Raw genomic sequence first — 12,833 nt, 5'->3', positions numbered from 1 at the left:
TAGAATTTCTATGTAGTAAGGGGGATTGTCATGAGACTCGGCTCTTGTTTATATGGTTTTGTTATTCATGTGGCTGTATTTTTGTTTGTGGGTGCCTCCATGCTTTTGGTTATGGCTGTGTCCGTACCGCTTGTTTTTTTGCTCGATAGGCTGCCAGATGTTGTTTTTACTGCTGGTGCAATCATTTTTCTATTATTCTTTTATTCTATAGGCTGGTTTTGGGCGCTCAGGCTTGCTTGCTACCAACGCATGCGTCTGTTTGATGTTCAATTGGGGTCCTTTGTTCTGCTGGCCTTGCTGATTGGTTTGTTCTTATCAGATGGAACGAGTGTTTCTAAAATTGTGAGGGATTGGGACGATGCAGGCTGTGCTTTTGTTCCGCCGGCATTCACTTTTTTGTGCCTTTCTTACGCATTGGTGCTGCTGCCGGTCTATCAATCGAAGCTGTGGCATCTCGTCCTGCCGAATGGCGTCCGCCTGAAAGATGCCGTTCGTGTATGCGCAGATCTGATGCTGATTATGGTGCTTCTGGTAGGCGTCACTTTGCTGTTTCTGTAGTTTCCATTTCACAGTTCGGTAGGATCTTCCCACTGATCTCCCGTCCAATATATGTTTTAATAGTACATGACTATGAAAATGAGAAGGAGAGCATCATGAAGATTTCTATCGTAATTGTGACCTATAATCGGATTCCGGCTTTGTGCGAGCTGCTGGAGTCGATTTCGCAGCAGACTATGAAGCCGTATGAAGTCATTATTGTCAATGATGCCGGGGAATCGGTTGAGCGGGCCAAAGCACTGTATCCGGAGCTGCCGATTGTTGTGATTGATTTAGAGAAGAACTCAGGCCATGTGGCCGCGAGAAATGCGGGTGTCAAAGAGGTGTCAGGCGACTGTATCATGCTTTGTGATGATGATGATTTCTTCACGCCGGGCCATTTGGAAAGAATGGCGAAAGAAATGGAAACGGCAGATTTCGTTCATTCTGATGCCGAAATTGTGTCGTTTGAAGAGAGAGAAGGGACAAGATATCCGGTTTCGCGGAAGTTATTTGCGTATACCGCTGATTATGAGGATATGAGAGTGTTCTCGACCTACGTGCCGTCGGGCAGCATGTACAGACGTTTCCTGCACGATGAGATCGGGTATTTCGATGCTGATGTGCATAATTATTGGGACTGGGATTTTTACTTGCGTGCAGCGAAGGATTACCGGGTCAAGCGTGTGCCTTGTGCCAGTGTGATATATGCATTCAGTGACGCGGGAGACAATCAGTCCGCAGACCTTGGCGCCAAGAGGAAGCAATATTTGGATCGTTTAAGCGAGAAGCACGGACTAGGGGAACTGCCGACGAAAAACTTTGCCGTCCTGCTTGAAGAGCCTGAGATGAAGAGGCGGGAAGCACAAAGTGAGATTGTTTGGGATGGCAAACCTGTCTATTCCAGACTTCATCGTTCGTAAGGAGGTTTGCATCTTGAAACAGCTTTTACAGGACAGCTGGTGGGAACAGCTGAAGGAAGAGTTTGAAAAACCGTATTATCAAGAGCTGAGAGAAATGCTGAAGCGGGAATACATGGAGGAGACGGTCTATCCGGACAGCCGCGATATCTTTAATGCGCTGCACTATACGCCGTACGATGATGTCAAGGTGGTCATTCTCGGCCAAGATCCGTATCACGGGCCTGGACAGGCGCAAGGCTTAAGCTTCTCCGTAAAGCCGGGCGTGAAGCAGCCGCCTTCATTGAAAAATATCTTTCTCGAGCTTCAGGATGATATCGGCTGCAGCATACCGAATCACGGGTCGCTCGTCAGCTGGGCGAAGCAGGGGGTTCTTTTGCTGAATACCGTGCTTACGGTGCGGCGCGGACAGGCGAATTCCCATAAGGGAAAAGGCTGGGAGCGGCTGACTGACCGGATGATTGACGTGCTGAATGAAAGAGAGCGGCCGATCATCTTTATATTGTGGGGCCGGCATGCCCAAATGAAGAAAGAACGGATCGATACGTCCAAGCATTTTATCATTGAATCGACGCATCCCAGCCCGTTCTCAGCAAGAAACGGATTTTTTGGCAGCAGGCCATTTTCACGGGCAAATGCCTTCTTGGAGAAAATGGGTAAGGCTCCGATTGATTGGTGTATAAAGGATTTATAAAAAGCGCAGATGGCCTGCGCTTTTTTATTTGAGTATTTTTCGAATCAAACGCAAGCCGTTTTTGGAGGATGGATAACGGAAAGCGAAGTCGAAGCGGTTCGTTTGCTTGACGACGCTTTTCTTATGCGTAAATGTATTAAAGCTGTCAAATCCGTGATAGCTGCCGATTCCGCTTTCTCCCACGCCGCCGAATGGCAAATACGGTGTCGCGGCATGCATTAACGTATCGTTGACACAGCCGCCGCCAAACGACAGGTTTTCTAATACCTCTCGTTCAGTTGTTTGGTTTTTCGTAAACACATACAGGGCGAGCGGCTTGGGACGCGACTTGATTTTCTCAATGACTTCATCGATGCCGCGATATGTAAACAGCGGAAGAATGGGCCCGAAAATTTCCTCTTGCATCACAGGGGAATCTTCTGTGACTTGATCGAGAATGGTCGGCGCTATTTTGTGGTGCCTGTGATCTGCTTGGCCGCCGCTTAGCGCGACGCCGTCTTTCAGAAAGCTCAGCAGCCGCTGATAGTGGCGTTCACTGACGATTTTGCCATAAGCCGGATTCAGTTCGGGCTGCGGTCCGTAAAACTCGCCAATGACACGCTTCATTTCTTCCGCAAGCACTGTTTTGATGTCTTCGTGAACGAGCAAATAATCCGGTGCGATGCAGGTTTGGCCCGCATTCGTAAATTTCCCGAAGACGATGCGTTTGGCGGCAAGCTTGATGTCAGCATCCTTATGCACGATGCAGGGGCTTTTGCCTCCGAGCTCTAAGGTGACAGGAATTAATTGTTTGGCCGCCGCTTCCATGACAACTTTTCCTATGGCGACGCTTCCCGTAAAAAATATGTAGTCGAACGGCTGCTGTAATAAAGCTGTGCTGATGTCCGGCCCGCCTTCCGCCAAAGCGACATAATGATCCGGAAAAACGTCGCGGATGAGATCGGAAAGAACAGCCGAAACAGCTGGCGTATATTCTGAGGGTTTGAGAACGACCGTGTTTCCGGCCGCAATGGCTCCGATCAATGGAGAAAGCGCCAGCTGCAAGGGATAGTTCCATGGCGCAATCACCAAGACGGTGCCATACGGCTCGGGGATAATGACACTTTTGGAACCGATATGGGTCAATGGCGTTTTGACTCTTTTCGGCTTGGCCCATTTTTTCAGCCGTTTCATCACAAAGCTGATTTCCTCCAGAACGATGCCGATTTCCGTTGAGTATGCTTCTTGTTCAGATTTGTGAAGATCCTGATAGAGAGCGGCTGTGATGTCTGCTTCATACGCTTTGATGGTGTGTTTCAATTTCTTTAAGACGTCCAGTCTTGAGTCAATTGATTTCGTATGCCCTGCCGCGAAAAATGCTTGATGGCTGCTGACAATAGAGGGGATGCTGTTCATATTCTCTCTCCTTCCTGCAGGTCATGGTGATTCATTATGTGAAAAATGTCTTCTGCTTGTCAAATGCGAGGCGCTTGTCAGAAAAAATAACAAACTCTTGTCTGCGTTTGCCGCGGGAATTTGATAAAATGCAGGGAGACTACATTTTATTTTTGGAGGATTTTTTATGAACATTCATATATCCGCTTTGATTCAGAAGATGGAAGAGGAATTGAAGAAAGCAAAGACGGCTGAAGGTGATGAGGAGCTGAAGCGTCACGTGGCGGTCGTTCGTTCTTTGTGCGACGTCGTGCTGGATCAGCCGGAGACGGGGAGCACGCCGCGCATTCAGCCGAGTGTCACGGCAAGTCCTTCGGCGCCGCCTTCGACAGACCAGCTGCTGATGGAAAAGATGATGGGCAGCGCGGGATTAAACAAATATCGGAAGCAGGAAAAAGATAAGCAAGAAGAGGATGGAAACGGAGAGTCTTTATTTGATTTTTAATCAGAAAGGTTGAGCTTACGTGAAATTGGTTCTTGGCGCTCTGCAATGGACAGCGTTTATGATTGCCGCGGCGATTGTTGTTCCGGTGGCGGTTGCCCAGTCGTTTCATCTGGATCATTCAGATTCTGCACGGCTGATTCAAAGCACTTTTTTTGTATTGGGAATTGCCGCAGTTATTCAGTGTTTGAAAGGACACCGGCTGCCTATAAATGAAAGCCCTGCCGGCTTGTGGTGGGGAGTGTATACGATCTACGGCGGCCTGACCGGAACGGTGTTTGCGACATATGGCGAAACATTGCGCGGCTTGCAGGGGGCGCTTCTTGTAAGCGCTGTATGTTTCTTTTTGTTAAGTGTCTTCAAGGTCATTGATCGGCTTGCTGCCTTGTTTACTCCGGTTGTGACAGGGGTCTATTTGCTGCTGCTCGTCATGCAGCTGAGCCAGCCGATAATAAAAGGGCTTCTCGGCATCGGCTATCTAAAAGACAGCGTGGACGGTCTTGTATTTGTCCTCGCGCTGGTTGTCGTCGCCGCAGCTTTTATCATGTCAAATTCTAATATCGTTTTTTTAAAGCAATATTCTATTTTATTAGCCCTTTTCGGCGGATGGGTGCTGTTTGCGGCTGCGGGCGTTGCGAAACCGATCGAAATGCCGGATCGGCTGTTTCAGCTGCCGTCTCTGTTTCCGTTCGGTGCTCCGTTATTTAACAGCGGCCTAGCCATCACCTCGGTTTTTATTACGATCCTGCTGATCGTTAACATGCTGGCAAGTATGAAGGTTGTGGACATTGCGGTGAAAAAATTCGGCAAACAGACAGATGGAAAGCGTCATGAGCGCCCTGCCGGTTTTGCGGCTGCATTCAGCCATTTGCTGAGCGGTTTGTCTGGAGCCATTGCACCGGTTCCGATTTCGGGAGCCGCGGGTTTTATTGAAACGACAAAGATGCCTTCTAAAAAGCCGTTTGTCCTCGGCAGTATGCTGGTCGTTTTCATCAGCGTGATTCCGTTTTTTATGAATGCGTTTGCGAGTCTGCCGTCACCCGTTGGATTCGCGGTAAACTTTGTTGTGTTCTCGGCAATGGTTGGTTTGGCGTTTACTGAATTTGATTCCTATGAGAAATCAGAGCTGAAAAGAGTGCGGGCTGTGATCGGCATTTCACTGCTTACAGGTGTCGGCATTATGTTTGTGCCAGAAAGTGCATTAAAGGATATGCATCCGGTGTTTATTTCTCTGTTAAGCAACGGGCTTGTCTTAGGGACGCTTGCTGCAATAGCGATGGATCAGTTTCAGCTATGGCGCAGGAGAAAATCCGACAATCTCGTGTCATCAGAGAACAAACATTGAATTTTCATACAGGTGCGATATGATAATTGATATGAGTTTAACGAAAAGGCGGGAGAGAATAGATGAAAGTATTTATCATATTAGGCGCTATTAATGCCATGCTTGCCGTGGGCCTTGGGGCATTTGGCGCACACGGATTAGAAGGGAAAATTCCTGATAAATATCTTCAGGTTTGGCACACAGGCGTGCAGTATCATATGTATCACGCGCTGGGGCTTTTTGTTGTCGCGTTTCTTGCGGATAAACTGTCTGGCATCGGCAGCGTCACAACAGCCGGCTGGCTGATGTTTGCGGGGATTGTGCTGTTTTCCGGAAGCTTATACATCCTCAGCGTGACGCAAATTTCCATTCTCGGGGCAATCACGCCGCTTGGCGGTGTGGCGTTCATTATTTCTTGGATCATGATCGTTGTCGCAGCCGTCAAATATCTATAAATAAAAAAGCCAATCCTCATGATTATGAGTGATTGGCTTTTTTTCTTTATCTTGGCGAATAGGATGACATCGAGTATGGGTACGTATATGCAATTTCTTCATCAAAGGTAACGTAATCAAGATAGATCGTCAGCAGAAGATAGCGGGTTCCTGTCTTTGGATCACTGATAATAATGTGATCCCGGCCCGCAGCCTCGATGACGCCGCGAAAAATCTTTGATCCCCACTCTTTGCTGTTTTCAAATGTCATATAGATGGTAGCCGTTTTTCCCCTGTTCAGGCGCAGTATATTTTCGATATATGATTCCTCGACAGGCAGCATGCCGGGAATGTTTTGGCCGCCCGATGGCGTCGGCCCCGATGGAATTTGAAACCCGCCGCCCTGGCCTTGCTGCTGAGTGGGGAATCCGAAGCCTTGCTGCCCCTGCTGCATAGGCATTTGCTGCATTTGTCCCATAGTCTGCATTTGTGGGCCTTGCATTTGCGGGCCTTGCCCTTGCGGCTGCGGGTACGGATTTGGGCCGAATTGAGGCGAATACCCCTGCATATCATATCCCTGCATTTGCTGATATTGATTTTTTTTCGGTTTCATATCGTTCCTCCTTTTTATGAAAACCATTCAGAACATGTTCTGGATGTATAAATAAACGATCCGAGATGACTCACCTCCGATGACAAACGATCTTAGTCGCTAGTGCGATTTTTATCTCTTTCACCTTATGAGGCCAAAGCTTGGAATATGCTGAAAAAAAGAACAGTGAGCGTGCCGATTTCTCTGGCCGATCACTGTTTTTTCAATGGACGTACACAATCTTTTCGCATATTGGTCTGTATTCCTAGCGCAACTTGCGCTTAAGCAACATAAGATAACGTTAGTTTCAGGTGTGAAAATTCAAGAAGGAGGTGTAGGATTTGCCGAAAGTTTCAGTGATTATGACGAGCTATAACAAAAGCGATTATGTGGCAAAGTCCATTTCAAGCATACTCTCACAAACTTTTTCTGATTTTGAATTGTTTATTATGGATGACAACTCAAATGAAGAGACGCTGAATGAAATCCGTCCCTTTTTGAATGATAACCGTGTGCATTTCTATCAAAGCGATGTATCTGGAGTGAAGGAAAGAACGGAAAAAACGAGATACGCGGCCCTGATCAATCAAGCGATTGAGATGGCAGAGGGTGAATATATCACCTATGCGACGGATGACAACATCTATATGCCGGATCGGCTGTTAAAGATGGTGCGTGAACTCGATGATCACCCGGAAAAGGCTGTGATCTACTCAAGCTCGAAAACCTATCACTTAAACCAGAATCGAGACATTATAAAAGAAACTGTCAGGCCCGCCAGTCAAGTAACGTGGAACGCTCCGTGCGCAATTGACCATTGCTCGGTGATGCACAGGTATTCGGTGCTTGAGAAGGTGAAGGAGGCGTTTGGCTCTTATTGGGATGAAAGCCCGGCGTTTTACCGGATCGGTGATGCCCGGTTCTTTTGGAGAGTCAATCATTTTTATCCGTTTTACCCGCTGGCCGAGGAGCTTGATCTGAACTATATTACAGACCAATCCATTCATTTTCAGCTGTTTGAGTCAGAAAAAAACGAGTTCGTTCGGAATCTTCCTCCGCAGCGCAACTGCCGCGAACTGCGTGAATCATTAAAAAAGCTTGGAATGGGGTGAGAGTTTGTCGGCCTATTTAAGCAATTATTGGGTGTTGTACCGGAAGTATGCGGAGCTTTTTGACAGGCTTCGCTACAAGGGGATTCCGCTCGGGCTTATTAGTAATTTTTACCAATACATCAGCCCTGAGCTGAGAGTGATGATGGAAGAAGAACCGGAATTATTCGGGCCTGCGGATCAGCATATCGATGAAAGTCAGATTCAGACGTTTTTTGAAGAGAAAAAACAGAGCATTGCCAAAACAAATGACGCGCCTGTTAAGGGAAAAGTGATCTTGCATTTTGATCACCTTCGTTTTGTAAACGCTAATTACTACCAATTTGATCCTGAAAAAACAGCTGTTTTGGCAAGATGGAGTATGCCAAATTATTGCGATTTGCCTGTGATCAGCAAGCCTGAAGTGGCTGCTTCATGTGAAAAAGGCGATCCGAAGCCGTATCTTGAAAAGGCTTTTTCGATACTTTCGGCTTATGATGACCACCCGGCATTCGGTGATCAAGCATTTCGTGAACGGCTTTTCAAGGATATTCCTTTGTTCATGGAAGCCATTGACACAGTAGATGCTTTATTCAAGAAAGAGAACATTTCTGCTGCTGTTGTAGGAACGACAGAAGACATTTACAGCAGGGTGCTCGCTCTTATGTGCGAAAGGAGAGGGGCCGTGAGCATCTGCCTTCAGCATGGAGCGCTGATGGGTGATGAAGCCTTCTTGCCCGTTTTTACAACCTATCAGGCTGTTTTTGGCGCATATGAAGCTGGTTGGTATCAGCAAAAAGGCTGCAAACCAGAACAGATTCTCATAACGGGACATCCCCGCTTTGACGAAATCTTTAACAGGACACCTATGGACATGTCAGTATTTTATCGAAAGCTGGCCTTTCACCCGTCTAAAAAAATCGTTTTGATCGCGACACAGCCCTTTTCCGAGGAATTTTATTCAAGTGTGTTAGCGGAGCTTACCACGCAAAAACAGCTGCAAATCATCATTAAACCTCACCCATGGGAAATCGGAAAAAACAAGCTGGATCTGTATCATGCGGCGGCAAAAAAACATAAAGCTTGCAGAGTCATCAAAAAAGAGATGGATCTGTACGATATTCTGGCGTATGCTGACGCCGCTGTGACACAAACCTCAACGGTGGGCCTTGAGGCCATGCTGTTTCAAAAGCCCGCACTGATCGGGAAATCGACCGGAAACCGCACGTATCCGTATTACGAGTCTCTTGGCGATTTTATATTTGAAAAACCGGAGGAATTAGCGCGCACCCTGATTGAGGTTCTTCAAAATCCCGCCATGTATCAGAAGGCAGAAGCGGCGCGTCTGTCATTTACGGCTTCCAATTACCCGGTTACTGAGTCGACGCTCGCCTTGTTTTCGGAACTGAAAGCAAAAACAGGGGTTGATTACAGGCGGGATCATTCTGAATAAAACGATAGGAGCGCAAAGAAATGGTGCAAAAGAGAAATCATTTTCTTCCTTATTCCTTGCCGCTGATCGGAAAGGAAGAAATTCAGGAGGTCACAGAAACGCTTGAATCCGGATGGCTTTCCAAAGGCCCGAAGGTTCAGCAGTTTGAAAAAGAGTTTGCCGCGTTTGTCGGAGCTAAGCACGCCGTGGCGCTGAATTCATGTACCGCTGCTTTATTTTTGGCTTTAAAAGCAAAAGGGGTCGGACCGGGTGATGAAGTCATAACCACTCCACTGACGTTCAGCTCAACCGCCAATACGATTATTCATACCGGAGCAACGCCGGTGTTTGCGGATATAGATGAAAAGACGCTTAACATTGATCCGGAAAAGCTTGAGACGGCGGTCACGCCGCGGACGAAAGCCGTTGTACCCGTCCACTTTGGCGGGCAGTCCTGTGACATGGACGCAATTTTAGCCATTGCCCAAACGCACGGTCTATTTGTGCTCGAGGATGCGGCGCACGCAGTATACACCACTTATAAGCAGAGAATGATCGGCTCCATCGGGGATGCGACAGCATTCAGCTTCTACGCGACCAAAAACCTGGCGACAGGGGAAGGCGGCATGCTGACGACGGATGATGAGGAGCTTGCCGACAAAATCAGGGTTCTGAGCCTTCACGGCATGAGCAAAGGCGCATGGAACCGTTATTCTTCAAATGGCAGCTGGTACTATGAGGTCGAGTCGCCCGGCTACAAAATGAACATGTTTGATCTGCAGGCGGCGCTCGGGCTTCATCAGCTGAAACGGCTGGATGACATGCAAAAACGGAGAGAAGAGATTGCAGGTCAGTATCAAGCCGCTTTTCAGCAAATCCCGGGGCTGATCACGCCGTTTGTTCACAACGAAGGACGGCACGCCTGGCATTTATATGTCCTGCAAGTTGATGAAAAACAGGCCGGCGTCACTCGGGATGAAATGATTACGGCTCTAAAGGATGAATACAATATCGGGACCAGTGTTCATTTTATCCCAGTGCATATTCATCCGTATTATCAAAAGGAATTCGGATTTGAGGAAACAGACTACCCGCTCGCCATGAAGTATTACAAACGCACCCTGTCACTCCCGCTGTATCCATCAATGTCTGACGAAGATGTCAACGACGTGATAGAGGCCGTGCGGGACATCGCAAAAGGGGCTGGTTAGGTGTATACGATAAAAGAGAATGTTTCCAAAGAGGCGATTATGGAATTTCTCCAAAGCAAACAGATGACACTTGACGGGTCGTATCAATTTTCGCTCGGCCTATTTGAAAACAGCCAGCTTCAAGGCGTGATGCTGTATGAAGATGCCCTTTGGGAAAGCAAAATGCTTCAGAAAAAAGTCATGAATGTAAAGCTTCTCGCGGCTAACAGCACAGGACAGCTGAAACGGCTATTTCAGGCCTTTTATTCTGTTCGGCAAACGGATGAAACGGATTTTGTGTTTGTGCGTGTACCGGCAGAGGATATCGGGGCAGTACATGTCATTCAGCAGCAGCCGTCCTCTTATTTTGTCGGCAGTTTGCTTAAACTGGCGAAGACCCCGTCTATATATGAAAAAACGCCGCCATTTTTTGAACTGGTTCAGCCTGAGCCTGGAGACACCGAAGAGATTTGCCGGTTAGCCAGCGACGCATTTACGAAAAGCAGATATTTTCAAGATCCTTATCTCAGCCGTGAGGCGGCGAACAAAATCTTTCAAGAGTGGACACGAAACAATCTGATGGGGAGAGCGGATATCAATATTGCCGCTAAATATAATGGGGAAATAATCGGCTACCTGCAAGGTTTATCAAAAGGTGATGAGTATGTGCTTGATTTGATGGCTGTGAAGCCGGGGTATGAAGGCAAGCGTATCGCGTTTCATTTATTGGCGCATCTCATAGAACAACCGGAGACGCTGAAGCATAAAACGGTAACAGCGGGGACGCAGCTTCATAATGTCAGAGCGATCCGCCTATATGAAAGAATGGGCTTCACCGCTGTTCAATCATATTACTATTACCACATTTGGCCGGGCAAGGAGGCGAAATAATGGCGGATTTTCAGATCGCGAACAAAACTGTCGGCAAAGATGCTCCCGTTTTTATCATTGCTGAGGCAGGAATTAATCATGACGGAAAATTGGATCAGGCCTTTGCACTGATTGATGCCGCGGCTGAAGCGGGTGCAGATGCCGTTAAATTTCAAATGTTCCAAGCTGATAAGATGTATCAGAAAGATCCTGGATTATACAAAACAGCTGCGGGCAATGATGTATCAATTTTTTCTCTCGTTCAGTCCATGGAATTGCCCGCGGAGTGGATTGATCCGCTTTTGGACTACTGTCGCAAGAAACAGGTGATTTTTTTAAGCACGGTGTGTGATGAAGGATCAGCTGATCTGCTGCTTTCCACTTCTCCAAGTGCTTTTAAAATCGCATCCTATGAAATTAACCATCTCCCGCTGCTCAAGTACGTCGCCCGCATGAACAGGCCGATGATTTTTTCGACAGCCGGAGCGGAAATTGCTGATATTCATGAGGCTTGGCGCACCATCAGAGCAGAGGGCAACCACGAAATTGCCATTATGCATTGTGTGGCGAAATACCCTGCACCGCCTGAATACAGCAACCTCAGTGTGATCCCGATGCTTGCCGCCGCTTTTCCGGATGCGCCCATCGGTTTTTCGGATCATAGCGAGCACCCGACAGAAGCGCCATGTGCCGCGGTCCGGCTCGGCGCCAGACTGATAGAAAAGCATTTTACTATCGATAAAAACCTGCCGGGGGCTGATCATTCATTTGCATTAAATCCGGATGAATTAAAGGAAATGGTCAAGGCCATCAGGGAAACAGAAGCCGAGCTGAAACTAGGCATCAGGAAGCCAGTTTCTGAAAAGCTGCTGGGCAGTTCATACAAAACAACAACTGCCATTGAGGGTGAGATCAGAAAATTTGCATACAGGGGAATTTTCACAACGGCTCCGATTCAAAAAGGGGATGCCTTCAGCGAAGACAATATTGCCGTGCTCCGCCCCGGACAAAAGCCTCAGGGGCTGCACCCGAGATTTTTTGAGCTATTGACCGGCGGCGTGCGTGCGGTAAGGGACATCCCGGCAGACACAGGCATTACATGGGAAGATATTTTAACGAAGGACAGCCCGTCCCATGGATGACATACTTTTTATCGTGCAGGCGAGAATGGGATCGGAACGCCTTCCTGGAAAAGTACTGCGTCCGCTTGGCTCGGAGCATTTACTCGATATTCTCGTGCAGCGCGTACGGCAAAGCGCGTTCTATCAAAAGGAGCGCGATAATCTTGTCATCGCTACATCTGACAAAAAAGCCGACGATGTATTAGAGGCACACTGCATCAAGAACGGCATTCGCGTTTTCCGCGGCAGTGAGGAACGGGTTCTCGACAGATTTGCGCGAGTCATAAAGGCTGCGAAACCGGAAGTCGTCATCCGCTTAACGGGGGATAATCCATTTGTCGATCCAGAGTTGCTCGATATGATGATTTCAGCTCATCTTGATCAAGGTGCGGATTATACGTATATCCTGAACACGCCGTTAGGCATTTGCGGTGAAGCGGTGAGCGCCAAGCTTTTGCTCGATATCAGCGGCATCAAAATGCTGGAGGATAAATACCAAGAGCATGTCACCTTGTATGTCCGGAAACATCCCCATCTTTACCGTTTGCAGTTTTTAGAGGCTCCGGAACAGCTCTGCGCTCCTCAATATCGGCTGACCGTCGATACGGAGGAAGACTATCAATTGGTCTCAGCCCTCTATCAAAAAGCAGGCGAGCGCCCTGATGTCTCGGCTGCAGAGTTAATCAGCCTGCTGAACCAGCACCCTGATCTGGCGGCGATGAACGGTATGACAAAGCAAAAAGAGGTTGAGTAGC

14 protein-coding genes are annotated in these 12,833 nt (G+C 47.8%); 12 read left to right on the top strand and 2 right to left on the bottom strand.

Annotated elements, in window-relative coordinates; genetic code table 11:
• Positions 1–30: 30 nt before the first annotated feature.
• The 3 genes from WA325_RS08520 to WA325_RS08510 all read left to right on the top strand — a co-directional run bounded on the left by WA325_RS08520 (position 31) and on the right by WA325_RS08510 (position 2,151).
• Positions 31–558: a hypothetical protein gene (locus tag WA325_RS08520; protein WP_105954443.1), complete on the top strand. Its 528-nt coding sequence runs from the start codon at positions 31–33 to the stop codon at positions 556–558.
• Positions 559–653: 95 nt separating this feature from the next.
• Positions 654–1,460 carry a glycosyltransferase family 2 protein gene (locus WA325_RS08515; RefSeq protein WP_105954442.1) on the top strand — a complete coding sequence of 269 codons (807 nt, stop codon included), beginning with the start codon at positions 654–656 and terminating at the stop codon, positions 1,458–1,460.
• Positions 1,461–1,473: 13 nt separating this feature from the next.
• A complete protein-coding gene (locus WA325_RS08510; RefSeq protein ID WP_322011329.1) occupies positions 1,474–2,151 on the top strand; it encodes a uracil-DNA glycosylase in 678 nt (225 codons plus the stop codon).
• A gap of 24 nt (positions 2,152–2,175) precedes the next feature.
• On the opposite strand, the gene WA325_RS08505 is transcribed toward WA325_RS08510, so the two are convergent.
• Entirely contained in the window at positions 2,176–3,546 is a 1,371-nt protein-coding gene (locus WA325_RS08505; protein ID WP_248338115.1) for an aldehyde dehydrogenase, read from the bottom strand.
• Positions 3,547–3,712: 166 nt separating this feature from the next.
• Between WA325_RS08505 and WA325_RS08500 the strand changes: the two genes are divergently transcribed.
• The 3 genes from WA325_RS08500 to WA325_RS08490 all read left to right on the top strand — a co-directional run bounded on the left by WA325_RS08500 (position 3,713) and on the right by WA325_RS08490 (position 5,806).
• On the top strand, positions 3,713–4,030 hold the full coding sequence (locus WA325_RS08500) for a YwdI family protein (protein ID WP_095712750.1): 318 nt from the start codon (positions 3,713–3,715) through the stop codon (positions 4,028–4,030).
• A 19-nt stretch (positions 4,031–4,049) separates the two neighbouring features.
• A complete protein-coding gene (locus WA325_RS08495) occupies positions 4,050–5,372 on the top strand; it encodes a purine/pyrimidine permease (RefSeq protein WP_105954440.1) in 1,323 nt (440 codons plus the stop codon).
• Positions 5,373–5,434: 62 nt separating this feature from the next.
• Entirely contained in the window at positions 5,435–5,806 is a 372-nt protein-coding gene (locus WA325_RS08490) for a DUF423 domain-containing protein (protein ID WP_010332332.1), read from the top strand.
• A 46-nt stretch (positions 5,807–5,852) separates the two neighbouring features.
• Here WA325_RS08490 and gerQ read toward each other — a convergent pair whose 3' ends face one another.
• A complete protein-coding gene (gene gerQ, locus WA325_RS08485; RefSeq protein ID WP_024123267.1) occupies positions 5,853–6,398 on the bottom strand; it encodes a spore coat protein GerQ in 546 nt (181 codons plus the stop codon).
• 320 nt (positions 6,399–6,718) lie between these two features.
• Here gerQ and spsA point away from each other — a divergent pair, with 320 nt between their 5' ends.
• The 6 genes from spsA to WA325_RS08455 are packed head-to-tail and all read left to right on the top strand — an operon-like array spanning position 6,719 to position 12,832.
• Positions 6,719–7,489 (top strand): spore coat dTDP-glycosyltransferase SpsA, encoded by a 771-nt coding sequence (spsA, locus tag WA325_RS08480; RefSeq protein WP_095712753.1) that lies wholly within the window; start codon positions 6,719–6,721, stop codon positions 7,487–7,489.
• Positions 7,490–7,493: 4 nt separating this feature from the next.
• Positions 7,494–8,918: a CDP-glycerol glycerophosphotransferase family protein gene (locus WA325_RS08475; RefSeq protein ID WP_336183459.1), complete on the top strand. Its 1,425-nt coding sequence runs from the start codon at positions 7,494–7,496 to the stop codon at positions 8,916–8,918.
• A 20-nt stretch (positions 8,919–8,938) separates the two neighbouring features.
• Positions 8,939–10,108, top strand: a complete 1,170-nt coding sequence (locus tag WA325_RS08470) for a DegT/DnrJ/EryC1/StrS family aminotransferase (protein WP_336183458.1) — start codon at positions 8,939–8,941, stop codon at positions 10,106–10,108.
• Positions 10,109–10,978: a GNAT family N-acetyltransferase gene (locus WA325_RS08465; RefSeq protein ID WP_336183457.1), complete on the top strand. Its 870-nt coding sequence runs from the start codon at positions 10,109–10,111 to the stop codon at positions 10,976–10,978.
• Entirely contained in the window at positions 10,978–12,099 is a 1,122-nt protein-coding gene (locus WA325_RS08460; protein WP_305934284.1) for an N-acetylneuraminate synthase family protein, read from the top strand. Before WA325_RS08465 ends, WA325_RS08460 begins: the two co-directional genes overlap by 1 nt.
• Positions 12,092–12,832: a cytidylyltransferase domain-containing protein gene (locus WA325_RS08455; protein ID WP_024123261.1), complete on the top strand. Its 741-nt coding sequence runs from the start codon at positions 12,092–12,094 to the stop codon at positions 12,830–12,832. Before WA325_RS08460 ends, WA325_RS08455 begins: the two co-directional genes overlap by 8 nt.
• Position 12,833: the final 1 nt, after the last annotated feature.

It is taken from the genome of Bacillus sp. 205(2023), assembly GCF_037027485.1.
Taxonomy (GTDB): Bacteria; Bacillota; Bacilli; order Bacillales; family Bacillaceae; genus Bacillus; species Bacillus halotolerans.
This window is presented reverse-complemented; position numbering and strand designations above follow the sequence as displayed.

Coding starts and splice junctions, on each gene's coding strand:
- WA325_RS08520 (WP_105954443.1), top strand. CDS start 31: ATGAGACTCGGCTCTTGTTTATATGGTTTTGTTATTCATGTGGCTGTA.
- WA325_RS08515 (WP_105954442.1), top strand. CDS start 654: ATGAAGATTTCTATCGTAATTGTGACCTATAATCGGATTCCGGCTTTG.
- WA325_RS08505 (WP_248338115.1), bottom strand. CDS start 3,546: ATGAACAGCATCCCCTCTATTGTCAGCAGCCATCAAGCATTTTTCGCG.
- WA325_RS08500 (WP_095712750.1), top strand. CDS start 3,713: ATGAACATTCATATATCCGCTTTGATTCAGAAGATGGAAGAGGAATTG.
- WA325_RS08490 (WP_010332332.1), top strand. CDS start 5,435: ATGAAAGTATTTATCATATTAGGCGCTATTAATGCCATGCTTGCCGTG.
- gerQ (WP_024123267.1), bottom strand. CDS start 6,398: ATGAAACCGAAAAAAAATCAATATCAGCAAATGCAGGGATATGATATG.
- WA325_RS08470 (WP_336183458.1), top strand. CDS start 8,939: ATGGTGCAAAAGAGAAATCATTTTCTTCCTTATTCCTTGCCGCTGATC.
- WA325_RS08460 (WP_305934284.1), top strand. CDS start 10,978: ATGGCGGATTTTCAGATCGCGAACAAAACTGTCGGCAAAGATGCTCCC.
- WA325_RS08455 (WP_024123261.1), top strand. CDS start 12,092: ATGGATGACATACTTTTTATCGTGCAGGCGAGAATGGGATCGGAACGC.